At 55.7% G+C, this 23,157-nt stretch carries 22 protein-coding genes and 1 pseudogene; 16 read left to right on the forward strand and 7 right to left on the reverse strand.

Going from position 1 to position 23,157, the window contains the following annotated elements; translation table 11 throughout:
* Positions 1–61: 61 nt before the first annotated feature.
* The gene (locus ACQG1K_RS00970; RefSeq protein ID WP_367075599.1) at positions 62–961 is read left to right on the forward strand and encodes a carboxylate/amino acid/amine transporter; all 900 of its coding nucleotides are present in this window, start codon (positions 62–64) and stop codon (positions 959–961) included.
* Here the strand turns inward: ACQG1K_RS00970 and metR are convergent.
* Positions 849–1,802, reverse strand: coding sequence for an HTH-type transcriptional regulator MetR (gene metR, locus ACQG1K_RS00975; RefSeq protein WP_015570000.1), 954 nt, complete (start codon positions 1,800–1,802; stop codon positions 849–851). The genes ACQG1K_RS00970 and metR overlap by 113 nt on opposite strands.
* 115 nt (positions 1,803–1,917) lie before the next feature.
* Between metR and metE the strand changes: the two genes are divergently transcribed.
* Positions 1,918–4,179, forward strand: a complete 2,262-nt coding sequence (gene metE, locus ACQG1K_RS00980; protein ID WP_271075119.1) for a 5-methyltetrahydropteroyltriglutamate--homocysteine S-methyltransferase — start codon at positions 1,918–1,920, stop codon at positions 4,177–4,179.
* 47 nt (positions 4,180–4,226) lie between these two features.
* Here metE and ACQG1K_RS00985 read toward each other — a convergent pair whose 3' ends face one another.
* A complete protein-coding gene (locus ACQG1K_RS00985; RefSeq protein WP_045621342.1) occupies positions 4,227–5,033 on the reverse strand; it encodes a dienelactone hydrolase family protein in 807 nt (268 codons plus the stop codon).
* Between the two features lie 259 nt (positions 5,034–5,292).
* On the opposite strand from ACQG1K_RS00985, the gene udp reads away from it, so the two are divergent.
* From udp to tatD, 9 genes are all read left to right on the forward strand, one after another.
* A complete protein-coding gene (udp, locus tag ACQG1K_RS00990) occupies positions 5,293–6,054 on the forward strand; it encodes a uridine phosphorylase (RefSeq protein WP_003860792.1) in 762 nt (253 codons plus the stop codon).
* Positions 6,055–6,193: 139 nt separating this feature from the next.
* Positions 6,194–7,651 carry a DNA recombination protein RmuC gene (gene rmuC, locus ACQG1K_RS00995; RefSeq protein ID WP_046621691.1) on the forward strand — a complete coding sequence of 486 codons (1,458 nt, stop codon included), beginning with the start codon at positions 6,194–6,196 and terminating at the stop codon, positions 7,649–7,651.
* A 66-nt stretch (positions 7,652–7,717) separates the two neighbouring features.
* Positions 7,718–8,473 carry a bifunctional demethylmenaquinone methyltransferase/2-methoxy-6-polyprenyl-1,4-benzoquinol methylase UbiE gene (ubiE, locus tag ACQG1K_RS01000; protein WP_022646673.1) on the forward strand — a complete coding sequence of 252 codons (756 nt, stop codon included), beginning with the start codon at positions 7,718–7,720 and terminating at the stop codon, positions 8,471–8,473.
* A 13-nt stretch (positions 8,474–8,486) separates the two neighbouring features.
* Positions 8,487–9,092 carry a ubiquinone biosynthesis protein UbiJ gene (gene ubiJ, locus ACQG1K_RS01005; RefSeq protein ID WP_426720969.1) on the forward strand — a complete coding sequence of 202 codons (606 nt, stop codon included), beginning with the start codon at positions 8,487–8,489 and terminating at the stop codon, positions 9,090–9,092.
* On the forward strand, positions 9,089–10,729 hold the full coding sequence (gene ubiB / locus ACQG1K_RS01010; RefSeq protein WP_022646675.1) for a ubiquinone biosynthesis regulatory protein kinase UbiB: 1,641 nt from the start codon (positions 9,089–9,091) through the stop codon (positions 10,727–10,729). Before ubiJ ends, ubiB begins: the two co-directional genes overlap by 4 nt.
* Positions 10,730–10,805: 76 nt before the next feature.
* On the forward strand, positions 10,806–11,060 hold the full coding sequence (gene tatA, locus ACQG1K_RS01015) for a Sec-independent protein translocase subunit TatA (RefSeq protein ID WP_022646676.1): 255 nt from the start codon (positions 10,806–10,808) through the stop codon (positions 11,058–11,060).
* A gap of 3 nt (positions 11,061–11,063) precedes the next feature.
* Positions 11,064–11,606 carry a Sec-independent protein translocase protein TatB gene (gene tatB / locus ACQG1K_RS01020; RefSeq protein ID WP_022646677.1) on the forward strand — a complete coding sequence of 181 codons (543 nt, stop codon included), beginning with the start codon at positions 11,064–11,066 and terminating at the stop codon, positions 11,604–11,606.
* Positions 11,607–11,608: 2 nt separating this feature from the next.
* Positions 11,609–12,379 (forward strand): Sec-independent protein translocase subunit TatC, encoded by a 771-nt coding sequence (gene tatC, locus ACQG1K_RS01025; RefSeq protein WP_022646678.1) that lies wholly within the window; start codon positions 11,609–11,611, stop codon positions 12,377–12,379.
* Between the two features lie 41 nt (positions 12,380–12,420).
* Positions 12,421–13,203, forward strand: coding sequence for a 3'-5' ssDNA/RNA exonuclease TatD (gene tatD, locus ACQG1K_RS01030; protein ID WP_032626531.1), 783 nt, complete (start codon positions 12,421–12,423; stop codon positions 13,201–13,203).
* On the opposite strand, the gene rfaH is transcribed toward tatD, so the two are convergent.
* A complete protein-coding gene (gene rfaH / locus ACQG1K_RS01035; protein WP_032626529.1) occupies positions 13,200–13,691 on the reverse strand; it encodes a transcription/translation regulatory transformer protein RfaH in 492 nt (163 codons plus the stop codon). The genes tatD and rfaH overlap by 4 nt on opposite strands.
* 172 nt (positions 13,692–13,863) lie before the next feature.
* On the opposite strand from rfaH, the gene ubiD reads away from it, so the two are divergent.
* From ubiD to ACQG1K_RS01050, 3 genes and pseudogenes are all read left to right on the forward strand, one after another.
* The gene (gene ubiD / locus ACQG1K_RS01040; RefSeq protein ID WP_088581798.1) at positions 13,864–15,357 is read left to right on the forward strand and encodes a 4-hydroxy-3-polyprenylbenzoate decarboxylase; all 1,494 of its coding nucleotides are present in this window, start codon (positions 13,864–13,866) and stop codon (positions 15,355–15,357) included.
* Between the two features lie 39 nt (positions 15,358–15,396).
* Positions 15,397–16,098, forward strand: coding sequence for an NAD(P)H-flavin reductase (fre, locus tag ACQG1K_RS01045; RefSeq protein WP_003860778.1), 702 nt, complete (start codon positions 15,397–15,399; stop codon positions 16,096–16,098).
* Between the two features lie 217 nt (positions 16,099–16,315).
* Positions 16,316–17,935 (forward strand): annotated as a pseudogene (locus ACQG1K_RS01050) (ABC-F family ATP-binding cassette domain-containing protein).
* A gap of 38 nt (positions 17,936–17,973) precedes the next feature.
* On the opposite strand, the gene ACQG1K_RS01055 reads toward ACQG1K_RS01050, so the two are convergent.
* Positions 17,974–18,261, reverse strand: coding sequence for an HTH-type transcriptional regulator (locus tag ACQG1K_RS01055; protein ID WP_003860776.1), 288 nt, complete (start codon positions 18,259–18,261; stop codon positions 17,974–17,976).
* Positions 18,262–18,591: 330 nt separating this feature from the next.
* Here ACQG1K_RS01055 and ACQG1K_RS01060 point away from each other — a divergent pair, with 330 nt between their 5' ends.
* Both ACQG1K_RS01060 and cspE read left to right on the forward strand, forming a co-directional pair.
* A complete protein-coding gene (locus ACQG1K_RS01060) occupies positions 18,592–19,302 on the forward strand; it encodes a DUF3053 domain-containing protein (RefSeq protein ID WP_023299059.1) in 711 nt (236 codons plus the stop codon).
* Between the two features lie 243 nt (positions 19,303–19,545).
* On the forward strand, positions 19,546–19,758 hold the full coding sequence (gene cspE / locus ACQG1K_RS01065) for a transcription antiterminator/RNA stability regulator CspE (protein ID WP_003860775.1): 213 nt from the start codon (positions 19,546–19,548) through the stop codon (positions 19,756–19,758).
* Between the two features lie 58 nt (positions 19,759–19,816).
* On the opposite strand, the gene ghrB is transcribed toward cspE, so the two are convergent.
* The 3 genes from ghrB to ACQG1K_RS01080 form a co-directional block, all read right to left on the reverse strand.
* Positions 19,817–20,791: a glyoxylate/hydroxypyruvate reductase GhrB gene (gene ghrB, locus ACQG1K_RS01070; RefSeq protein WP_022646684.1), complete on the reverse strand. Its 975-nt coding sequence runs from the start codon at positions 20,789–20,791 to the stop codon at positions 19,817–19,819.
* Positions 20,792–20,817: 26 nt separating this feature from the next.
* Positions 20,818–22,098 (reverse strand): MFS transporter, encoded by a 1,281-nt coding sequence (locus ACQG1K_RS01075; protein WP_001089079.1) that lies wholly within the window; start codon positions 22,096–22,098, stop codon positions 20,818–20,820.
* Positions 22,099–22,215: 117 nt separating this feature from the next.
* Positions 22,216–23,154 (reverse strand): sugar kinase, encoded by a 939-nt coding sequence (locus tag ACQG1K_RS01080; protein WP_063850214.1) that lies wholly within the window; start codon positions 23,152–23,154, stop codon positions 22,216–22,218.
* Between the last annotated feature and the right edge of the window lie 3 nt (positions 23,155–23,157).

A 23,157-nucleotide genomic window follows, 5' to 3' on the forward strand; every position in this document is an offset into this window, starting at 1 on the left:
TTCAGATGTCAACTAAAGAGTTCGCTACAATGCCTCTCCTTCTTTCTGAGAGACAAGCATTGTGGCGCTACTCATTATCACCACTATCCTGTGGACCTTCTCCTTTAGCCTGATTGGCGAATACCTTGCCGGATCGGTCGACAGCTACTTTTCGGTGCTGATGCGTGTGGGGCTGGCGGCGCTGGTGTTCCTGCCGTTCCTGCGTACCCGCGGGCAATCGCTGAAAACCATTCTGCTGTATATGCTGGTGGGCGCGATGCAGCTCGGCATCATGTACCTGTTCAGCTTCCGGGCTTACGTCTACCTCTCCGTCTCGGAATTTCTGCTCTTTACCGTGCTCACGCCGCTCTATATCACGCTGATTTACGACCTGCTCAGCAGGCGCCGCCTGCGCTGGGGATATCTGCTGAGCGCGGCGCTGGCAGTCATTGGCGCGGCGATAATTCGCTATGACAAGGTGAGCGATCACTTCTGGACCGGGCTGATGTTCGTCCAGCTCGCCAATATCAGCTTCGCCATCGGGATGGTGGGCTATAAACGCCTGATGGAGACCCGCCCGATGCCGCAGCATAACGCGTTTGCGTGGTTCTATATGGGCGCGGCGATTGTCGCGATTGCGGCATGGTTTATGCTCGGCAACCCGCAAAAGCTGCCGACCACCACCGTGCAGTGGAGCGTTCTGGTCTGGCTGGGCGTGGTGGCGTCGGGGCTGGGCTACTTTATGTGGAACTACGGCGCGACGCAGGTAGACGCCGGAACGCTGGGGATCATGAACAACGTGCACGTGCCGGCGGGGCTACTGGTGAACCTCGCCATCTGGCAGGAACAGCCGCACTGGCCGAGTTTCCTTATTGGGGGAACGGTGATCCTGGCTTCGCTGTGGGTACATCGCCGCTGGGTCGCTCCGCGCTCCGCACAAACGGAAGATGGTCGCACGCGTGGTTCCGCGCTGAGCGAATAAACGCTTCCGTAATCGGCTGACGCTGCTCGCCGTCGCGCACGGCGGCGTACAGCCGGCTCCACAGTCCTTCACCCAAGGTTTTGGTAACCACCAGACCCTGGCGTTCAACCGTCTCGACCACCCAGTGCGGCAGCGCCGCAATTCCCATTCTGGCCGCCACCATCTGAATTAACAGCAGCGTGTTATCCACGCTTTTCAGCTGTGGGCTGATGCCTGCGGGTTGCAGGAAATGGCGCCAGATATCCAGACGACTGCGCTGTACCGGATAAATCAGCAGCGTCTCCGTTGCCAGATCTTCCGGCGTGATACGCGTTTTGGCGGCCAGCGGATGGTCCGGGGCCAGCACCAGACGCACCTCAAAATCAAACATTGGCGAATAGTGCAGACCGCTGCGCGGCAGAATATCTGAGGTCATCACCAGATCCAGCTCACCCTGCTGAAGCGACGGCTGCGGATCAAACGTGACGCCGGACTTGAAGTCCATCTCCACCTGCGGCCACTTCTGGCGGAAATTCTCAAGCGCTGGGGTCAGCCACTGAATACAGCTGTGACACTCAATGGCGATGCGCAGGGTGGTCTGCTGCGGCTCGTTACAGGACTGCAACGCGCTGGCAATCTGCGGCAGCACCTGGTTCGCCAGCTGAAGCAAAATTTCGCCCTGCGGCGTAAAGCGCAAAGGCTGGCTCTTACGCACAAAAAGACGAAAGCCGAGGCGTTGTTCCAGATCGCTGAACTGGTGAGAAAGGGCAGACTGAGTCTGGTGCAGCGTGGCCGCTGCCGCCGCAAGAGAACCGCAGTTCCGCAACGCTTGTAGCGTTTTCAGGTGTTTTATCTCGATCATGAAAGTCCTTCACTTCGCCATGAACATTTTGCGCTTGAGGAATATACAGTACCTGCCAATTATAGATGTGTAAACATCTGGACGTCTAAATAACGAATTTCACAAGGGGCATACCATGACAATCCGCACTCACACTCTCGGTTTCCCTCGCGTTGGCCTGCGTCGCGAGCTAAAAAAAGCGCAAGAAAGCTACTGGGCAGGTAACGCCACCCGTGAAGAACTGCTGGCGGTGGGACGTGAGCTGCGCGCGCGTCACTGGGATCAGCAAAAACAGGCGGGCATTGACCTGCTGCCGGTGGGCGATTTCGCCTGGTACGACCATGTTCTGACCACCAGCCTGCTGCTTGGCAACGTGCCGGCTCGTCATCAGAACAACGATGGATCGGTGGATATCGATACCCTGTTCCGCATCGGCCGTGGCCGCGCGCCAACGGGTGAGCCAGCGGCAGCGGCGGAAATGACCAAGTGGTTCAACACCAACTATCACTATATGGTGCCGGAGTTCGTTAAAGGCCAGCAGTTCAAACTGACCTGGACCCAGCTTCTGGATGAAGTGGACGAAGCGCTGGCGCTGGGTCACAAGGTGAAACCCGTGCTGCTGGGGCCGATAACCTACCTGTGGCTGGGCAAAGTGAAAGGTGAACAGTTCGACCGCCTCAGCCTGCTGAACGACATTCTGCCGGTTTATAAGCAGGTGCTGATTGAGCTGGGCAAACGCGGCATTCAGTGGGTGCAAATCGATGAACCGGCGCTGGTGCTTGAGCTGCCGCAGGCGTGGCTGGACGCCTTCAAACCGGCGTATAACGCACTCACCGGGCAGGTGAAGCTGCTGCTGACCACCTACTTCGAAGGCGTCACGCCCAACCTGAAAACCATTACCGCGCTGCCGATTCAGGGTCTGCACGTTGACCTCGTTCACGGCAAAGACGATGTAGCAGAGTTGCACAAGCGTCTGCCAGTGGACTGGCTGCTCTCTGCCGGTCTGGTGAATGGTCGTAACGTCTGGCGTGCCGATCTCACCGAGAAATATGCACAAATTAAAGACATAGTCGGTAAACGTGAATTGTGGGTGGCCTCTTCCTGTTCCCTGCTGCATAGCCCGATTGACCTGAGCGTGGAGACCCGACTCGACCCTGAGGTGAAAAGCTGGTTTGCCTTCGCCCTGCAAAAGTGTGAGGAGCTGGCTCTGCTGCGCGACGCGTTGAACAGCGGCGACACGGCAGCGATTAGCGACTGGAGCGCTCCGATCCAGGCGCGCCGTCACTCGACGCGCGTGCATAACCCGGCAGTGGAAAAACGTCTGGCGGCCATCACCGCCCGGGACAGCCAGCGCCAGAGCCCGTATGAAGTGCGCGCCGAAGCCCAGCGTGCGCGCTTTAACCTGCCCGCGTGGCCGACCACGACAATCGGCTCCTTCCCGCAGACTACCGAGATCCGCAGCCTGCGCCTGGACTTCAAAAAGGGCAATCTGGATGCGAATCACTACCGCACCGGTATTGCGGAACACATCAAACAGGCGATTATCGAGCAGGAACGTTTAGGTCTGGACGTGCTGGTGCACGGTGAAGCCGAGCGTAACGACATGGTGGAATACTTCGGTGAGCACCTGGACGGGTTTGTCTTTACCCAGAACGGTTGGGTGCAGAGCTACGGCTCCCGCTGCGTGAAGCCGCCGGTGGTAATCGGCGACGTCAGCCGCCCGGAAGCGATTACCGTGGAGTGGGCGAAGTATGCCCAGTCTCTGACCGACAAACCGGTAAAAGGCATGCTGACGGGTCCGGTGACCATTCTCTGCTGGTCGTTCCCGCGTGAAGACGTAACCCGGGAAACCATCGCCAAACAGATCGCCCTGGCGCTGCGCGATGAAGTTGCGGATCTGGAAGCGGCCGGGATTGGCATCATTCAGATCGACGAACCTGCGCTGCGTGAAGGTTTGCCGCTGCGTCGCAGCGACTGGGATGCTTACTTACAGTGGGGCGTGGAGGCGTTCCGCCTCAACGCGGCCGTCGCGAAGGACGATACGCAGATCCACACCCACATGTGTTACTGCGAATTTAACGACATCATGGACTCCATTGCCGCGCTCGACGCCGATGTGATCACCATCGAGACCTCGCGTTCAGACATGGAACTGCTGGAGTCGTTCGAAGAGTTCGACTACCCGAACGAAATCGGGCCGGGCGTGTACGACATTCACTCCCCGAATGTGCCAAGCGTGGAGTGGATTGAATCGCTGCTGCAAAAAGCGGCCCAGCGCATCCCGGCGGAACGTCTGTGGGTAAACCCGGACTGCGGCCTGAAAACCCGTGGCTGGCCTGAAACCCGCGCGGCGCTGGCGAACATGGTGCAGGCGGCGCAGAATTTGCGTCAGGCTTGATGAAATGTAGGCCCGGTCAGGCGTAGCCGCCACCGGGCTTTTTGCTTTTACGCTTTTTTCCCGCCGTACTGGCTAAACCATGTCAGCATCCGCTGCCAGCCATCTTTCGCCGATTCCGCGTGATAGCTCGGACGATAATCGGCATTAAAGGCGTGCCCGGCTTCCGGATACACCACAATTTCCGCCTTCGCGTTTGCTGCGCGCAACGCATGGCGCATGGTCTCGACCGTATCAAGCGGGATCCCGGTATCCTGACCGCCATAGAGCCCCAACACAGGCGCATTTAAATCCGTGGCAATATCAACAGGTTGCTTTGGTGAATTCAGCGTTTTTTCACCCACCAGCTTGCCGTACCAGGCCACGGCCGCTTTTAGCTGCGGGTTATGCGCGGCGTACAACCAGCTAATGCGTCCGCCCCAACAGAAGCCAGTCACCATCAGACGATGCGCATCGCCACCGTTGCGCGCTGCCCAGCTGGCAACGTGGTCGAGATCGGCCAGCACCTGCGCGTCCGGCACTTTGCTGACCAGGTTGCTGAACAGCGTCGGGATGTCGCTGTAATCATTCGGATCGCCCTGACGGAAATAGAGTTCCGGCGCAACGGCCAGGTAACCCTCCAGCGCCAGACGGCGGCAGAGGTCGCGAATATGTTCATGAACGCCAAATATTTCCTGCACCACGATCACGATGGGCAGCGGGCCATCGGCGGATTTTGGCCTCGCGTGGTACGCTGGCATGTTCTCTCCCTGGGAGGGAATGGAGGTCTCGCCTGCGGTAATGGCCTCTTCAGGGGTTGAGACGATGGTTGAAGCATGCGGGGCCGCAGCAGGTGCAAAACCGATTTTTTCAGTCATGGCATTCTCCGTACCAATGAATGGATTAGCGCAAAGATAAATATAGACACCAGGTTAACAACCCACAGTGCCTTATAGCGTCTATCTTTTGTGCAGCACCCGGCGATATAACTTGTTAATGTGATGTGAATCACCATTTTATGGAAATTAACTGCAATCATTTTCATTCATGGTGAGGTGTGTCACGAAATAATGCACATTGCTTCTGTAAAGTACCGTTTTACTTCTTCTGACAAACCGACCCACAGAGGAGTCACCTATGTCTAAGTCTGATGTTTTTCATCTCGGCCTCACTAAAAACGATTTACAAGGGGCTACGCTTGCTATCGTCCCTGGCGATCCTGAGCGTGTGGAAAAGATCGCCGCGCTGATGGATAAGCCGGTTAAGCTGGCAGCGCATCGCGAATTCACCACCTGGCGCGCAGAGCTGGACGGTAAAGCGGTGATCGTGTGCTCTACCGGTATCGGTGGCCCGTCTACCTCTATCGCCGTTGAAGAGCTGGCACAGCTGGGCATTCGTACTTTCCTGCGCATTGGCACCACAGGCGCCATTCAGCCGCACATCAACGTGGGCGACGTGCTGGTTACCACCGCATCCGTGCGTCTGGACGGGGCAAGCCTGCACTTTGCACCGATGGAATTCCCGGCAGTGGCTGATTTCGAATGCACCACCGCGCTGGTTGAAGCCGCGAAGTCCGTGGGCGCCACCACCCACGTGGGCGTCACTGCCTCTTCCGATACCTTCTACCCGGGCCAGGAGCGTTACGACACCTTCTCTGGTCGCGTGGTGAGCCGTTTCAAAGGCTCAATGGAAGAGTGGCAGTCGATGGGCGTCATGAACTACGAAATGGAATCTGCGACGCTGCTGACCATGTGCGCAAGCCAGGGTCTGCGTGCCGGTATGGTGGCGGGCGTTATCGTCAACCGTACCCAGCAGGAGATCCCGAACGCTGAAACCATGAAGCAGACTGAAAGCCATGCGGTGAAAATCGTGGTTGAAGCGGCGCGCCGTCTGATCTAATTCTCTCTTCAGTGCTAAAAGGCCGACATGCTCGGCCTTTCTTTTTTGCGTAACGCCTCGCAGGAAAACCCTTTCAAACTGGACGTTCATACAGCACAATTCTATTTTGTGCGGGTTACACGTGGATGCAGGGGGCATTGTGGATATCTCAATCCTGGTTTATGCGGTAGTTGCGCTGGTGAGCGTGGGGATTGGCTGGCTCATTTGCGGCTACCAACATGCTCAGCAGAAAGCCGATCAGCTGGCAGAGCGCGAAGAGATCGTCGCCGAACTCAGCGCGACGAAACAACAGCTTGCGCTGTGTGACCACTGGCGCGATGAGTGTGAACTGCTCAATAACGAACTGCGCAATCTGCGCGACATTAACACCTCGCTGGAGGCCGATCTCCGGGAAGTGACCACCCGCCTTGAATCCACCCAACTGCACGCCGAAGACAAAATCCGTCAGATGATCAACAGCGAGCAGCGTCTTAGCGAGCAGTTTGAGAACCTTGCGAACCGCATTTTTGAGCACAGCAATCGCCGCGTGGATGAGCAGAACCGCCAGAGCCTGAACAGCCTGCTGACGCCGCTGCGTGAACAGCTGGACGGCTTTCGCCGTCAGGTGCAGGACAGCTTTGGTCAGGAGGCTCGCGAGCGCCACACGCTGGCGCATGAGATCCGTAATCTCCAGCAGCTGAATGCGCAGATGGCTCAGGAGGCGGTTAACCTGACGCGCGCACTGAAAGGTGATAACAAAGCGCAGGGAAACTGGGGCGAAGTGGTCATGACGCGCGTGCTGGAGGCCTCTGGCCTGCGTGAAGGATACGAATACGAAACGCAGGTCAGCATTGAAAACGATGCGCGCTCGCGAATGCAGCCGGATGTCATTGTTCGTCTGCCGCAGGGTAAAGATGTGGTTATCGACGCCAAAATGACGCTGGTGGCCTATGAGCGCTACTTCAACGCGGAAGATGACTATACCCGCGAGACAGCGTTGCAGGAGCATATCGCCTCCGTGCGTAACCATATCCGTCTGCTGGGCAGAAAAGATTATCAACAGTTGCCGGGGCTGCGATCGCTGGATTATGTGCTGATGTTCATTCCGGTTGAGCCAGCCTTCCTGCTGGCGCTCGACAGACAGCCCGAACTGATCACCGAAGCGCTGAAAAATAACATTATGCTGGTCAGCCCCACCACGCTGCTGGTGGCGTTACGTACCATTGCCAACCTGTGGCGTTATGAGCACCAAAGCCGAAACGCGCAGCAGATTGCCGATCGCGCCAGCAAGCTGTACGACAAAATGCGGCTGTTTGTGGACGATATGTCCTCGGTGGGGCAAAGCCTGGATCGCGCGCAGGATAACTACCGCCAGGCGATGAAAAAACTCTCCTCCGGGCGCGGCAATTTGCTGGCGCAGGCGGAGGCGTTTCGCAGCCTGGGGGTGGAAGTTAAACGCGAGATTAATCCGGAACTGGTGGAGCAGGCTACGGCTCAGGACGAAGAGTTTCGTCTGCGTGAAGGCGACGGTGAGCAAAATAGCCGCAATGAAGACAATGGGTTAGCGGCGAGTTTATCCCCCGAAGCGCAGTCGGCGCGTTTCTTTCGCGGTGGTTGAAACGTAGGGCAAATGCGCCCAATCTGTTACACTTCACGAACATTTGACTGATTAGCAGGCTCTGAGATGGTTGACGATTCACAAGACACAACGCACTTTGGCTTTCAGACTGTCGCCAAAGCGCAGAAAGCTGACATGGTGGCCCACGTATTTCATTCCGTGGCGGCGAAGTACGATGTGATGAATGATTTGATGTCGTTTGGCATTCATCGCTTGTGGAAGCGCTTCACTATTGATTGCAGCGGCGTGCGCCGTGGACAAAAGGTCCTGGATTTAGCCGGCGGCACAGGGGATCTGACCGCTAAATTCTCCCGTCTGGTTGGCGAAACTGGTCGCGTGGTGCTGGCAGATATCAACGACTCCATGCTGAAAATGGGACGCGAAAAGCTGCGTAACATCGGCGTGGTAGGCAACGTTGAATATGTTCAGGCCAACGCCGAAGCGCTGCCGTTCCCGGACAATACGTTCGACTGCATCACCATCTCCTTCGGCCTGCGTAACGTGACCGATAAAGATAAAGCGCTGCGCTCTATGTACCGCGTGCTGAAGCCGGGTGGCCGACTGCTGGTACTTGAGTTTTCTAAACCGATTATCGACCCGCTGAGCAAAGCTTACGATGCCTATTCCTTCCACGTTCTGCCGCGCATCGGCGAGCTGGTGGCAAACGATGCAGAAAGTTACCGTTATCTGGCCGAATCCATCCGAATGCACCCGGATCAGGACACGCTGAAAGCGATGATGCAGGATGCGGAGTTTGAAAACGTGGAATACTTCAATATGACGGCGGGTGTCGTCGCGCTGCATCGTGGTTACAAGTTCTGAGTGGAGGTTTCCCGTGCCCATTAAACCCTTAGTCACCGCAGGCATCGAGAATGTACTGAATGCCTTTCTGTATCGCGCCCCGGCGCTGAAAACCGCACGTCAGCGGCTTAACGGAAAGGTGCTGCGTATCGTTTTAAAAGAGTTCTCGACGCCGCTTGTGCTGGTCTTCAGCGAACGCCAGCTTGACGTTCTGGGGGAGTGGGAAGGCGAGGCTGACTGCTCGGTGATTACGCACATGAGCGTATTGCCAAAACTGCGTGACCGTCAGCAGATGACGGCGCTTATTCGCAGCGGTGAGCTGGAGGTCGAGGGCGATATTCAGGTGATACAGAACTTCGTTGCACTCAGCGATCAGGCTGAATTTGACCCCGCGGAACTGCTGGCGCCCTATATCGGCGACATCGCGGCTGAAGGGATAAGCAAAACGCTGCGCACGGGTTCCACTTTCCTGCGTAAAGGCCTGCTCCGTCAACAGCGCTATGCTGCCGAGGTGCTGACCGAAGAGTGGCGTATGGCGCCTGGGCCTTTAGAAGTCGCCTGGTTTGCAGAAGAGACCGCGGCAGTTGAGCGCGCAGTTGATGCGTTAACCAAACGGCTTGAAAAACTGGAGGGCAAATGACGCCTGGTGAAATTCGGCGCCTCTATTTTATCGTTCGCACCTTTTTGAGCTACGGGCTCGACGAGCTTATCCCCAGAATGCGTATCACCCTGCCGCTTCGGCTTTGGCGTCGCACGCTGTTCTGGATGCCGAATCGCCATAAGGATCAGGAGCTGGGCGCACGCCTGCGTCTTGCATTGCAGGAGCTGGGACCGGTCTGGATCAAGTTTGGGCAGATGCTCTCAACGCGTCGCGACCTTTTCCCGCCGCAGATTGCCGATCAGCTCGCGCTATTGCAGGACCGCGTCGCTCCGTTTGACGGAGAGAGAGCGAAGAAACAAATCGAAGAAGCGATGGGCAATATCCCCATCGAGACCTGGTTTGATGATTTCGACATTCAGCCTCTGGCCTCTGCCTCTATTGCGCAGGTTCACACCGCGCGCCTGAAGGAGAATGGCAAAGAGGTGGTCATTAAGGTGATTCGCCCTGATATCCTGCCGGTTATCAGAGCGGACATGAAGCTGATCTATCGCCTGGCTCGCTGGGTGCCGCGTCTGTTGCCGGATGGCCGCCGTCTGCGTCCGCTGGAAGTGGTACGGGAATACGAAAAAACGCTCATCGATGAACTTAACCTGCTGCGTGAATCGGCGAACGCCATTCAGCTGCGTCGAAACTTTGAAGACAGCCCGATGCTGTATGTTCCTGAAGTTTATTCTGACTATTGCAGTCAGAACATGATGGTGATGGAACGTATCTACGGCATCCCGGTCTCGGACGTGGTAGCGCTGGAAAAACAGGGCACCAACATGAAGCTGCTGGCCGAGCGCGGCGTGCAGGTCTTCTTTACTCAGGTTTTCCGCGATAGCTTCTTCCATGCTGACATGCATCCGGGCAACATTTTCGTCAGCTATGAGCACCCGGAAGACCCGAAATACATCGGCATCGACTGCGGTATTGTCGGCTCGCTGAATAAAGAGGATAAGCGTTATCTCGCCGAGAACTTTATCGCTTTCTTCAATCGCGACTACCGTAAGGTGGCCGAACTGCACGTGGATTCAGGCTGGGTTCCGCCAGATACCAACGTGGAAGAGTTTGAATTTGCGATCCGTACCGTCTGTGAGCCAATTTTTGAAAAGCCGCTCTCAGAGATCTCTTTCGGGCATGTTCTGCTCAACCTGTTCAACACCGCACGTCGTTTTAATATGGAAGTGCAGCCACAATTAGTTTTACTTCAGAAAACATTACTTTACGTTGAGGGCGTAGGCCGCCAGCTCTATCCTCAGTTAGACTTGTGGAAAACCGCGAAACCGTTCCTCGAATCCTGGATTAAGGATCAGGTCGGTATTCCAGCCCTGGTTCGCTCGCTTAAAGAGAAAGGCCCGTTCTGGATTGAAAAAATGCCAGAAATTCCTGAACTGGTTTACGACAGTTTGCGTCAGAGCAAGAACCTTCAGCACAGCATGGATAAAATCGCGCACGAGCTTCAATCCAGTCGCGTGCGTCAGGGGCAGTCCCGCTATCTCTTCGGAATTGGCGCGACGCTGCTGATAAGCGGCACGTTGCTGTTGATCAATCGTCCGGACTGGGAAATGATGCCAGCCTGGATTATGGCTGCCGGTGTGGTTGTCTGGCTTGCTGGCTGGCAAAAAACACGCTGAATTAGCGTCGCTATCGAGGGATTGCATACGTATAATGCGATCTGACTAATTAATCATCTATCACTGGGGAACACGCATGGGTGGTATCAGTATCTGGCAGTTAGTGATCATTGCCGTCATTGTTGTGCTGCTGTTCGGCACGAAAAAACTCGGATCAATTGGTTCCGACCTGGGCGCGTCAATCAAAGGCTTCAAGAAAGCCATGAGCGATGATGAGAATAAGCAGGAAAAAAGCGGTCAGGACGCTGATTTTACCGCTAAATCTATCGCCGATAAGCAGGACGAAGCCAAAAAGGAAGAGGCCAAACGTCACGATAAAGAGCAGGTGTAATTCGTGTTCGACATTGGTTTTGGTGAGTTACTGCTGGTCTTTGTGATTGGTTTGATTGTGCTGGGGCCGCAGCGTTTACCCGTTGCGGTAAAAACTGTCGTGGGCTGGGTGCGTGCGCTCCGTTCGCTGGCAACGACCGTGCAGAACGAGCTGGCGCAGGAACTGAAGCTTCAGGAATTTCAGGACAGCCTGAAAAAGGTTGAAAAGGCGAGCATGGACAACCTGACGCCGGAGCTGAAAGCATCCATGGATGAGTTGCGCGAAGCGGCTGAATCCATGAAGCGCTCATACAGCGTTAACGATCCTGAGAAGGCGAGTGATGAAGCAAACACCATCCATAATCCGGTGGTGAAGGGCAGCGAAGAGCAGCGCGAGGGTGTGACGCCTTCCAGCGCGGAACATCAGGCTGCTTCGCCAGAGCAATCGCCGCAGGAGCCCGAAGTGAAAAAGCAGGTGCCGCCGGAAGAGCCCGTGGTCAAAACGGCTGAGGTAAAACCCGCCGCGCCCGTTTCCGAATCATCCCCCTCGTCGAGTGATAAAGCGTAAACATGGCAGTAGATGATACTCAACCGCTGATTACGCACCTCATTGAGCTGCGTAAGCGTCTGTTAAACTGCATTATTGCGGTTTTCCTCATTTTTTTATGTCTGGTCTATTTTGCCAACGATATCTATCAGGTGGTTTCCGCACCGCTGATTAAGCAGATGCCGCTGGGCGCAACGATGATTGCAACGGACGTTGCCTCGCCGTTCTTTACCCCGATCAAGCTGACCTTCTGGGTGTCGTTGATTGCCTCTGCGCCGGTCATTTTGTATCAGGTCTGGGCATTTGTGGCACCCGCGCTGTACAGGCATGAACGCAAGCTGGTTATTCCGCTGCTGGTGTCCAGTTCGCTGCTGTTTTATATCGGTATGGCGTTCGCCTACTTCGTTGTCTTCCCGCTGGCCTTCGGCTTCCTGACGCATACCGCGCCGGAAGGGGTACAGGTGTCGACGGACATCGCCAGCTACCTCAGCTTCGTGATGGCGCTGTTTATGGCGTTTGGTGTCGCCTTCGAGGTGCCCGTCGCGATTGTCCTGCTCTGCTGGGTGGGGGTGACCACGCCTGACGATCTACGTAAGAAGCGCCCGTACATCCTGGTGGGGGCATTTGTCGTAGGTATGCTGTTAACGCCACCGGACGTCTTCTCGCAAACCTTACTGGCGATACCCATGTACTGCCTGTTTGAAGTCGGCGTATTCTTCGCTCGTTTCTACGTCGGAAAGGGGCGTACCCGGGACGAAGAAGACGAGCCGTCTGAAGAGACTACTAAAGAATAAAACCAACCGCCCGTCAGGGCGGTTGTCATATGGGGATACGTATGTTTGATATCGGGCTTAACCTGACCAGCGCCCAGTTTGCGAAAGACCGCGATGAGGTGGTGGCGCGCGCCTTTGCCGCCGGCGTGAACGGGCTGTTACTGACGGGAACAAATCTGCATGAGAGTGAGCAGGCACGGCAGCTGGCGCAACGCTATCAACACTGCTGGTCCACTGCAGGCGTGCATCCTCATGACAGCAGCCAGTGGACGCAGGAAAGCGCTGAGGCGCTTCATCGTCTGGCGGCTACGCCAGAAGTGGTTGCCATTGGCGAATGCGGGCTTGATTTCAACCGTAACTTCTCGACGCCTGAAGAGCAGGAGAAGGCATTTACCGCCCAGCTCGCGCTGGCTGCAGAGCTGGGGATGCCGGTGTTTATGCACTGTCGCGATGCGCATGAACGTTTTCTGGCGCTACTGGACCCCTGGCTGGAGAAACTGCCAGGCGCGGTGTTGCACTGCTTTACGGGCTCCCGTCAGGAAGCGCTGGATTGCCTGAACCGCGGGCTTTACTTGGGTATCACGGGCTGGGTGTGCGATGAGCGTCGTGGGCTAGAGCTGCGCGAGCTGTTATCCGTAATCCCGGCCGATCGTTTGTTGCTGGAAACGGATGCGCCGTATCTGTTGCCCCGGGATATGCAGCCCAAACCGGCATCACGACGTAACGAACCGGCTTATCTGGGACACATTGCTGAGCGAGTGGCGTACTGGCGCGGGGAAGATGCGCAGTGGCTGGCAGCCCAAACCGATGACAACGTGCGTCGTCTGTTCGGCGTGCAGTTTTAAACTTTGCGGAAATCGGTGTTTTTAACGCTCTGCAACACCTCTTTGTTCAGCAGGTTGAGCAGCAGCATAGAACGCGCTTCACCGTCTGGTTCAGCGAAGATGGCCTGTAACCCTTCAAAAGCGCCTTCGGTGATCACCACGCTGTCCCCGGCATAAGGGGTTTCCGGATCGGTAATATCTTCAGGCTGCTGGTAGACAGAGAGCTGATGAATAACCGATGACGGTACTCTTGCCGGATGGGCGCCAAAACGCACAAAATGGCTGACGCCGCGCGTGGCGCTGATCGTCGTGGTGTGGATCACTTCGGGGTCGAACTCAACGAACAGATAGTTCGGGAACAGAGGCTCACTGACGGTCGTGCGTTTTCCACGCTGCATTTTTTCAAGCGTGATCACGGGCGTCAGGCAGTTAACAGACTGACGTTCAAGATGTTCCTGTGCGCGCTGAAGTTGCCCGCGTTTGCAATACAGTAAATACCAGGCCTGCATAATCACTCTTCCCATTGTTCGGGGCGCAAGCATACCAAAACCCTGGCGGGATCGCTAAGGTGATTATAATGGCGAAAAAGAGAGTAAGTCGTGGAAGTTCACGCTAATTTAACAAAATTACAGCATCACGCGGTTTTACGCCGTATAATGAAGCGCTTACAGAGAGGCCATGATTAACTGCATGAAATACCACGATCTACGCGACTTCCTGGCGCTGCTGGAAAAGCAGGGCGAACTCAAACGCATTACGCTTCCTGTTGATCCGTATCTGGAAATGACAGAAATCGCTGACCGCACCCTGCGCGCGGGCGGCCCGGCGTTGCTGTTTGAAAACCCAAAAGGCTACGCTATGCCGGTACTGTGCAACCTGTTTGGCACACCTCGCCGCGTGGCGATGGGCATGGGGCAGGAAGATGTCACGGCGTTACGTGAAGTGGGCAAACTGCTGGCCTTTCTGAAAGAGCCGGAGCCGCCAAAAGGGTTCCGCGACCTGTTCGACAAGCTGCCGCAGTTTAAGCAGGTGTTGAATATGCCCACCAAACGCCTGCGCGGCGCGCCATGCCAGCAAAAAGTGCTGGAAGGCGATGCGGTTGATCTGACCAAAATTCCTATCATGCAGTGCTGGCCTGAAGATGCCGCACCGCTGATTACCTGGGGCCTCACCGTGACGCGTGGGCCGCATAAAGAGCGTCAAAACCTCGGCATTTACCGCCAGCAGTTGATTGGCAAAAACAAGCTCATCATGCGCTGGTTATCCCACCGCGGTGGCGCGCTGGATTTCCAGGAGTGGTGCGCGGCCCATCCGGGCGAACGCTTCCCGGTTTCCGTCGCGCTGGGTGCCGATCCGGCAACCATTCTGGGCGCGGTGACGCCTGTTCCTGATACGCTGTCGGAATATGCCTTTGCAGGGCTGCTGCGCGGTACCAAAACCGAAGTGGTGAAGTGCATCTCCAATGACCTGGAAGTGCCAGCCAGCGCAGAGATCGTGCTGGAAGGTTACATTGAACAGGGCGAGCTGGCGCCCGAAGGGCCGTACGGCGACCACACCGGCTATTACAACGAAGTGGATAACTTCCCGGTATTCACCGTCACGCACATTACCCAGCGTGAAGATGCCATTTATCACTCTACCTACACCGGCCGCCCACCGGATGAACCGGCGGTACTTGGCGTGGCGCTGAACGAAGTGTTCGTGCCGATCCTGCAAAAGCAGTTCCCGGAAATTGTTGATTTTTATCTGCCGCCGGAAGGGTGTTCGTATCGCCTGGCGGTGGTGACGATGAAGAAGCAGTATGCCGGTCACGCTAAGCGCGTGATGATGGGCGTATGGTCTTTCCTGCGCCAGTTTATGTATACCAAGTTTGTGATTGTCTGCGATGATGACGTCAATGCCCGCGACTGGAATGACGTCATCTGGGCCATCACCACGCGTATGGATCCGGCGCGTGATACGGTGTTAGTGGAAAACACGCCGATTGATTATCTGGACTTTGCCTCGCCGGTTTCCGGCCTTGGTTCAAAAATGGGACTGGATGCCACGAACAAATGGCCTGGCGAAACCGACCGTGAATGGGGTCGCCCGATTGAAAAAGATCCTGCCGTGACCGCGCGAATTGACGCGATCTGGGACGAGCTGGCCATAATGAATAACGGTAAGGCAGAATAAGACCGTTTAGCCCTATAGACTTCCCGACAGAGAGAGCGAATGACAACCTTAAGCTGTAAAGTGACGTCGGTAGATGCTATTACCGACACCGTATATCGCGTCCGTTTGGTTCCTGAAGCGGCATTCTCATTCCGTGCCGGTCAGTACCTGATGGTCGTGATGGACGAGCGTGATAAGCGTCCTTTCTCTATGGCCTCAACGCCAGCAGAGAAGGAATTTATTGAGCTGCATATTGGTGCGTCTGAGCTTAACCTGTACGCGATGGCCGTGATGGATCGCATCCTGAAAGAGCGTGAAATCGTGGTCGATATTCCTCATGGCGAGGCCTGGCTGCGTGAAGACGAAGACCGTCCGCTGATCCTGATTGCCGGTGGTACAGGCTTCTCCTATGTCCGCTCTATTCTGTTGACGGCGCTGGCGCGTAATCCAAATCGCGATATCACCATCTACTGGGGCGGCCGTGAAGAGAAGCACCTTTACGATCTGTCTGAGCTGGAAGCGCTGAGCGTCAATCATCCAAACCTGCGCATCGAGCCGGTCGTCGAGCAGCCGGAAGAGGGCTGGCGCGGGCGCAGCGGCACGGTGCTGACTGCGGTATTGCAGGATCACGGAACGCTGGCCGGGCACGATATCTACATTGCCGGTCGCTTTGAAATGGCGAAAATTGCCCGCGACCTGTTCTGCAACGAGCGTGACGCGCGGGAAGATCGTCTGTTTGGCGATGCGTTTGCGTTTATCTGATTGTGAGACCCGCTTCGGCGGGTTTTTTACGCTCGGGCAATAGCGCTGGTGAAAATTTAACCTTGAAATGGGCGGCGCATTGCCGTTATTCTTGTTCCCGTTAAATTTCGCCCTCAGGAGCGCCCCCCAAAAATGAACAAACACGACTGATGAATTTCGATCCTTGCTCAACGCATCGCGTCGGCAGGGGATGTTTTGATTTCATTCAGGAGTGCTTATGGCTCATTTTGCGCAATCCCCCTCTTTTATTTTGCATCAGGTCACCTGTCAGTTTGCGACGGGCGATATCCTTTTTGGTCCACTGAATCTTTCTCTGGATGCGTCAGTGTGTGCGCTGGTTGGCCGCAACGGCAGCGGTAAAACACGCCTTCTGCGTCTGCTGGCAGGGGTTGATGAACCCGCCAGCGGTCACATTGAGCGCTTTGGTACACACGTCTATGTGGCGCAGCAGCAGGATATTTCTGCGGATACGACTCTTGCCGGACTGCTTGGTTACGACGCGATCTTTGCGGCGCGCACGCGCATCGACGGCGGTCATTATGAACCCGACGATCTCGACACGCTCGATGGTTACTGGGATCTGGCTGAACGGCTAAGCCAGGCTTTTATCGCTGCAAAACTTCCCGCTTTTGAGCCGAACAAACGCGCGGCAGAGCTGAGCGGCGGCGAGCGCATTCGTGCCTTGCTGTGCGGCGCATTCACCGCGGATGCTGATTACCTGCTGCTGGACGAACCGACCAACCACCTCGACAGGCAAGGCCGCGTGTGGTTCTACGAGCAGCTTTCCCGGTATCAGGGCGGGGTGCTGGTGGCCTCTCACGACCGTGAGTTGCTGGCCCAGGTACCGCGTATCCTTGAACTGAGCGCGTTGGGCTTGCGCAGCTACGGCGGGAATTATGCTGACTATTGAACCCAGCGTGATGCTGAGCAGCTGGCTGCCCGCGCCGCGCTGGAACATGCTGCCACCGAACGCAAGCGTACCCGCGCCCGTATGCATAAAGAGCATGACGACAGCCAGCGGCGTTCGGCCAAAACGCTTCGCACGGTCGACAGTCTTAACATCGCCTCGTTTGAACGGGTCAAATACAAAGGGGCGGCGAAAGAGCGGATTGGTTCCTGGAAAAAACAGCATAGCGATCAAAATCATGCCCTGAACGCTGCGGTTAACCAGGCACGCGAGCGGGTTGAAGAGGATAACGCGGTGATGTTTACCCTGCCGGGCAGTGAAATCCCGGAAGGAAAACAGGTGCTGGTGCTGGAAGAACTGGTGCTTCCGCACGTGCCTGTCTCCCCGATAAACTGGCGAATGGATGGCCCGATGCGCGTGGCGCTACGCGGGCCGAACGGCTGTGGGAAATCCACGCTGTTGAAAGTGATGTTGGGCGAAACCGCCCCTGTTACGGGAACTTGTAAGGTCTCCGTCAGATGTGCTTATCTCGATCAGCATCTTTCCCGGCTGGATCTGTCGCAGTCGGTGATGACACACCTTAGCCTGGGCAATACACCGCTCGAAGAGGGGGCGCTGCGTACCCGTTTAGCGCAGCTTCAGCTGGGCGCGGAGAAAGTGACACTTCCACTGGCCGATCTAAGCGGCGGCGAGCGCCTGAAGGCCGCGCTGGCCTGCGTATTGTGGCGTGAAGCGGCAACGCAGCTGTTGCTTCTGGATGAGCCGACCAACCACCTCGATCTGGCTTCCGTTCAGGCCATTGAAGCGGCCCTGGCCGATTATCCCGGCGCGCTTCTGGTGGTGTCGCACGATGAAGCGTTTTTAGCAGGATTAAAGCTGACGCATGAGCTGGTGTGGGAAGAGTCGGGATGGCGATGTGAAAGCCTCTAAACACAAGCCCCCGCAAGGGCGGGGGCAAACAAACTTTATCAGGCTAACTGCTTGCGAAGGTCAGGGTTTGCCTGTATCAGGCGCATCAGCTTTAGCTCGGCTGGGGTAGGTTTTTCACGCTTTGACTCCCACTCCAGCACCATCGCTACGCTGACACCCATCGCTCTTGCGAATTCATCTGTTTTCAGGCCCGACCCTTTGCGTAAACGCTCAAATTCACTAAAAGGATTGGACTTTTGATTCAGGGTAACCGTCGGCGGTACATCTTTAAAAATAATCTGTTCCAGGCTGCTCAGCAGCTCAAACTCAGGATCTTTTAATTCCATTGAGAACTCCTCATAAATCACACATCGGGATCATGAACATCAGAGAGCATGTTAAGAATAGTCCCTAAACCAAACACAGGATCGTCACGGTTGTGATTAATTGTGCGATAACGATCGCTTTACCCGTTTCAGCTATATGGATAGTTATGCTAATTACCTGATTAATCATATGTAGGGATGCACAGGTATTTTTTTGTAAATAGTCAGTACAAAAACGGCAATACCCGTTTTGCATGAAAACTCTATCTTGCAAGGCTGACCTGGACTATCCTTGTCAGCGTTGGGCACGCGTGTGCCGGTGTGCGCTTTTTGGGTGAAAGGAGTAATAAAATGGCGACAGGAAAGTCCTGCTCTCGCTGGTTTGCGCCTATTGCGGCGTTGTTGATGGTTGTTAGCCTGAGTGGGTGTTTCGATAAAGAAGGCGATCAGCGCAAAGCGTTTATCGATTTTTTACAGAATACAGTGATGCGTAGCGGCGAGCGTTTACCAACGCTGACTGCGGATCAGAAAAAACAGTTTGGTCCATTCGTGTCGGATTACGCCATTCTGTATGGCTATTCACAGCAGGTAAGCCAGGCGATGGATTCGGGCATTCGCCCGGTCGTGGATAGCGTCAATGCCATTCGCGTTCCACAGGATTATATGACCCAGCGCGAACCGCTGCGCCAGTCCAACGGCGCCCTTGGGGTGCTGAGCCAGCAGTTGCAAAATGCCAAAATGCAGGCTGATGCGTCGCGCTCCGCGTTGAAGCAGGACGAGGATCTCAAGCCGGTTTATGACCAGGTGTATGAGAAAGTCGTGACCAAGCCGTCAAACGCCTTGCAACCACTGATCCCGGCGGCGCAGGTCTTTACTCAGCAGCTGGTTCAGGTGGGTGACTTTATTAATGAGCAGGGTACGCAGGTGAGCTTCGTCTCTAACGGTATCCAGTTCCCGACCTCCCAGCAGGCGAGTCAGTACAATACGCTGATTGGGCCGCTGGCGTCCCAGCATCAGGCCTTTAGCCAGGCCTGGAGCGCAGCGGTCGCTGCAACGGAATAAGAAAAACCCCCGCTTCGGCGGGGTTTTTTTATGCATGATGAAAATAACGCTTGTCATTCTTCTACCATATCGGTATAACTATCTTCGTCGGTTTGTTACACAGACCTAAAGCAGTTTAGTAAAGCAGTCCAGATTGTTATCCATAGATACCCTTCGTAGTGACCCTTCCTTCATCGCTTAAAAATCTGTAACGCAATCCATCAAGCCGGAAGGCACAATATATTTGTTAATAAGGTAATTTCTATGTCTGCTAAAATGACTGGTCTGGTAAAATGGTTCAACGCTGATAAAGGTTTCGGCTTCATCACTCCTGACGATGGCTCTAAAGACGTGTTCGTACACTTCTCTGCTATCCAGAACGATGGCTACAAATCTCTGGATGAAGGTCAGAAAGTTTCCTTCACCATCGAAAGCGGCGCTAAAGGCCCAGCAGCTGGTAACGTTGTAAGCCTGTAAGCTTCCAACCCAGTAGCACAAAATTCAAAAACCCGCCTTCTGGCGGGTTTTTTCGTTTCTACTGTTGTATCTGCGGGTTAACGCAGTTCTTATCCACTTTACCGCCGAGCGCGGCAATCAGATTATCCACGGCGGTCGCCGCCATGTTGTAGCGTGTTTCGTGAGTTGCAGAGCCGATGTGGGGCAGGGCGACGACGTTTGGCATGTTCAGTAGCGGAGAATCCACCGGCAGTGGCTCCTGTTCAAACACGTCCAGACCGGCGGCGTGGATCTCACCGTTTTGCAGTGCCTCAATCAGCGCCTTCTCATCGACCACCGGACCACGACCCGCGTTGATGAAAATGGCCGATTTCTTCATCTTTTCAAACGCCGCCCTGCCGATGAGATGACGCGTTTCATCCGTCAGCGGCAGGATCAGGCAGACAAAGTCGGCTTCCTGCAACAACGTATCAAGCTCGCAGTAACGGGCGTTGAAACGTTCTTCAGCTTCAGCGTGATGACGGCGTGCATTATACAGAATGGGCATGTTGAAGCCGAAATGGGCGCGCTGTGCCAGCGCCAGACCGATACGGCCCATCCCAACAATCCCCAGCGTTTTGCCATGTACGTCCACGCCGAACCAGTCCGGGCCAATGCTTTTCGTCCATTCGCCCGCTTTCACGCGCTCAGCCACCTCCACCACGCGACGAGCAGTGCTGAGCACCAGCGCCATCAGCGTGTCGGCGACGGTTTCCGTCAGAGCATGTGGCGTGTGCATCAGCAGGATGTTGCGCGCGTTAAGCGCATCCACGTCGAAATTGTCGTAGCCCACAGAAACGGTCGAGGTTGCACGAAGCTTCGGCATTTTCTCCAGCAGCGCTGCATCCACCTTTTCGCTTGAACCCAGCAGGCCCTCGGCGCAGGCAAACGCGTCGGCGTGCTGTGCCACGGTTTGCGGGCTGAGGTTCTTTACCCGGGTAACGGTAAAGTGTTCCTCCAGGCGTTTTTGCAGATCTTCAGGCAGTGCTTTGTACAAAATGACGGACGGCTTCATGCTAATCTCCGTTGATTTAAAAGGATTCAGGCGTGGCGTGCGCCGACGGGTAGCTGTTGATTATTAGCAGGCTTAACGATCAGAGTAAGCCATACCGAGGCAAAAAGCGCCACCCCCATAAAGATGTAAGAAGCTGAAGGGCTGCCGGTGGCGCCGTTCAGATAGCCCACAAACCACGAGCCAAAGAACGAACCCAGCGCACCCATACTGTTGATCAGCGCCATCGCGCCCCCTGCGACGTTACGCGGCAGCATTTCCGGGATGATGGCAAAGAACGGACCATACGGGGCATACATGGCCGCACCCGCAATCACCAGCAGCGTATACGAGGCCCAGAAGTGGTTCGCGCCTACGGCCCAGGAACCAATGAAGGCAAAAGCAGCGATCAGCAGGAGTGGCCAGACGAACAGCTTACGGTTTTGCAGCTTGTCCGATGCCCAGGAGACGATAATCATCGCGATGGTTGCAGCCAGGTAAGGCACTGATGACAGCCAGCCCACTTCCACCATGCCAAGGTTTTCACCGCCGCTGCGGATAATCGACGGCAGCCACAGAACAAAGCCGTACACGCCAATACTCCAGGTAAAATACTGTGCGCACAGTAGAATAACGTTCCGGGAGCGGAAGGCTTCGCCGTAGTTACGTACCGCTTTCAGCCCCTGCTGCTCTTTATCCAGCTGCGCCTGGAGTGCGGCTTTTTCGTCTTCAGAAAGCCATTTTGCCTGGGCTGGCTTATCTTTCACCAGCACCCACCAGCAGAAGGCCCAGATAATCGCGGGAACCCCTTCGATGATGAACATCTCGCGCCAGCCGAAGGACTGGATCAGATAGCCGGAAACCACCGACATCCACAGCACGGTGACCGGGTTACCGAGTATCAGGAACGTATTGGCACGTGAACGCTCAGATTTTGTGAACCAGTTGCTGATGTAAATCAGCATTGCTGGCATGACGGCCGCCTCAACCACGCCGAGAATAAAGCGAATAGCCGCCAGAGCAGGAATATTATTCACCACGCCAGTCAGCGATGCACATGCACCCCATAAGATCAGGCAGATGAAAATGAGCTTTCGCACGCTGCGGCGTTCAGCGTAAATCGCGCCGGGGATCTGGAAGAAGAAATAACCCAGGAAGAAGAGGGCGCCCAGCAGGGAGGAGACCCCTTTGGTGATCCCGAGGTCTTCGTTGATCCCGGCGGCGGATGCAAAACTGAAGTTGGCACGATCCAGGTACGCCAGGCTGTACGTGATAAACACGATTGGCATGATGTACCACCAGCGTTTTACTGCATTGGTCGAACTGTTCATAGGCTTGCCTCTGTTGTTGAGGTTGTTGCCGCCGTTGTCTGTAGGGTACACGGTGGCTTAATTATCTGGTGCGGATTGCTGCCCTCACCCTGGCCCTCTCCCACAGGGAGAGGGAATTCAGACTCCGAGCTCTGCTCGTGTTGGTAATCCTTCGCTGTCGCCCTGCACCTGAATCGCCAGCGAACCAATTTTGTTGCCTCGCGCCACGGCCTGCGACAGCGGTTTGCCCTCCAGCAGGGCGCTGATGACCCCGACGGCAAACCCATCGCCCGCACCCACGGTATCGACCACGTTATCGACTTTTACCGCAGCGACGGCGCCTTGCTCGCCGTCGGCAGTTTTGAACCATGCACCGTCAGCACCGGTTTTCAGCACCACGGCTTTTACTCCTTTGTTGAGGTAAAAATCAGCAATGCCTTCCGGCGTGCTCTCGCCAGTGAGGATCATTCCCTCTTTTACCCCCGGCAGTACCCAGTCCGCCTGAAACGCCAGTCGGTTGAGTTTCTCAACCATCTCCGCTTCGCTTTTCCACAGCACCGGACGCAGGTTTGGATCAAAGGAGATCGTTTTGCCCTGCGCTTTCATTGCCGAAGCGGCATGATCGAGTAAATCGTACGAACTGGCCGAGAGCGCCGCCGCCACGCCGCTCAGGTGCAGGTGGCGCGCAGAGGAGAAATACGCGGCGTGATAATCATCCACGGAGAGATGGCTTGCCGCTGAGCCTTTACGGAAATACTCCACGATGGGATCGGTTCCATTTTCAACTTTAGATTTCAGCTGAAAGCCCGTCGGGAAGCGTCCGTCGAGAGTCACGCCTGCGGCATCAATGCCCTCTTTTTTCAGCGAGTCGAGTACGAAATGGCCAAAGCTGTCATTTCCCACGCGGCTTACCCAGCCAACATTCAGCCCCAGCCGCGCAAGGCCGGTAGCAACATTCAGCTCAGCACCTGCAACGCGTTTGATAAAGTGCTCCACTGCGCTCAGCTCGCCTGTTTCGGTGGCGACAAACATCGCCATGGCCTCGCCGATGGTGATGACATCCAGCGTCTTGTGCATGGT

This window comes from Enterobacter cloacae complex sp. 402C9 (assembly GCF_050030745.1).
Lineage (GTDB): Bacteria > Pseudomonadota > Gammaproteobacteria > Enterobacterales > Enterobacteriaceae > Enterobacter > Enterobacter intestinihominis.

Bases quoted from the DNA above. Each gene is read 5' to 3' on its own strand.
- ACQG1K_RS01075 (WP_001089079.1), bottom strand. From the start codon at position 22,098: ATGAACAGTTCGACCAATGCAGTAAAACGCTGGTGGTACATCATGCCA.
- ghrB (WP_022646684.1), bottom strand. From the start codon at position 20,791: ATGAAGCCGTCCGTCATTTTGTACAAAGCACTGCCTGAAGATCTGCAA.
- ACQG1K_RS01080 (WP_063850214.1), bottom strand. From the start codon at position 23,154: ATGCACAAGACGCTGGATGTCATCACCATCGGCGAGGCCATGGCGATG.
- metE (WP_271075119.1), top strand. From the start codon at position 1,918: ATGACAATCCGCACTCACACTCTCGGTTTCCCTCGCGTTGGCCTGCGT.
- udp (WP_003860792.1), top strand. From the start codon at position 5,293: ATGTCTAAGTCTGATGTTTTTCATCTCGGCCTCACTAAAAACGATTTA.
- cspE (WP_003860775.1), top strand. From the start codon at position 19,546: ATGTCTGCTAAAATGACTGGTCTGGTAAAATGGTTCAACGCTGATAAA.
- fre (WP_003860778.1), top strand. From the start codon at position 15,397: ATGACAACCTTAAGCTGTAAAGTGACGTCGGTAGATGCTATTACCGAC.
- ubiB (WP_022646675.1), top strand. From the start codon at position 9,089: ATGACGCCTGGTGAAATTCGGCGCCTCTATTTTATCGTTCGCACCTTT.
- tatC (WP_022646678.1), top strand. From the start codon at position 11,609: ATGGCAGTAGATGATACTCAACCGCTGATTACGCACCTCATTGAGCTG.
- ubiE (WP_022646673.1), top strand. From the start codon at position 7,718: ATGGTTGACGATTCACAAGACACAACGCACTTTGGCTTTCAGACTGTC.
- ACQG1K_RS01060 (WP_023299059.1), top strand. From the start codon at position 18,592: ATGGCGACAGGAAAGTCCTGCTCTCGCTGGTTTGCGCCTATTGCGGCG.
- ACQG1K_RS01055 (WP_003860776.1), bottom strand. From the start codon at position 18,261: ATGGAATTAAAAGATCCTGAGTTTGAGCTGCTGAGCAGCCTGGAACAG.
- tatD (WP_032626531.1), top strand. From the start codon at position 12,421: ATGTTTGATATCGGGCTTAACCTGACCAGCGCCCAGTTTGCGAAAGAC.
- tatA (WP_022646676.1), top strand. From the start codon at position 10,806: ATGGGTGGTATCAGTATCTGGCAGTTAGTGATCATTGCCGTCATTGTT.
- ACQG1K_RS00985 (WP_045621342.1), bottom strand. From the start codon at position 5,033: ATGACTGAAAAAATCGGTTTTGCACCTGCTGCGGCCCCGCATGCTTCA.
- metR (WP_015570000.1), bottom strand. From the start codon at position 1,802: ATGATCGAGATAAAACACCTGAAAACGCTACAAGCGTTGCGGAACTGC.
- rfaH (WP_032626529.1), bottom strand. From the start codon at position 13,691: ATGCAGGCCTGGTATTTACTGTATTGCAAACGCGGGCAACTTCAGCGC.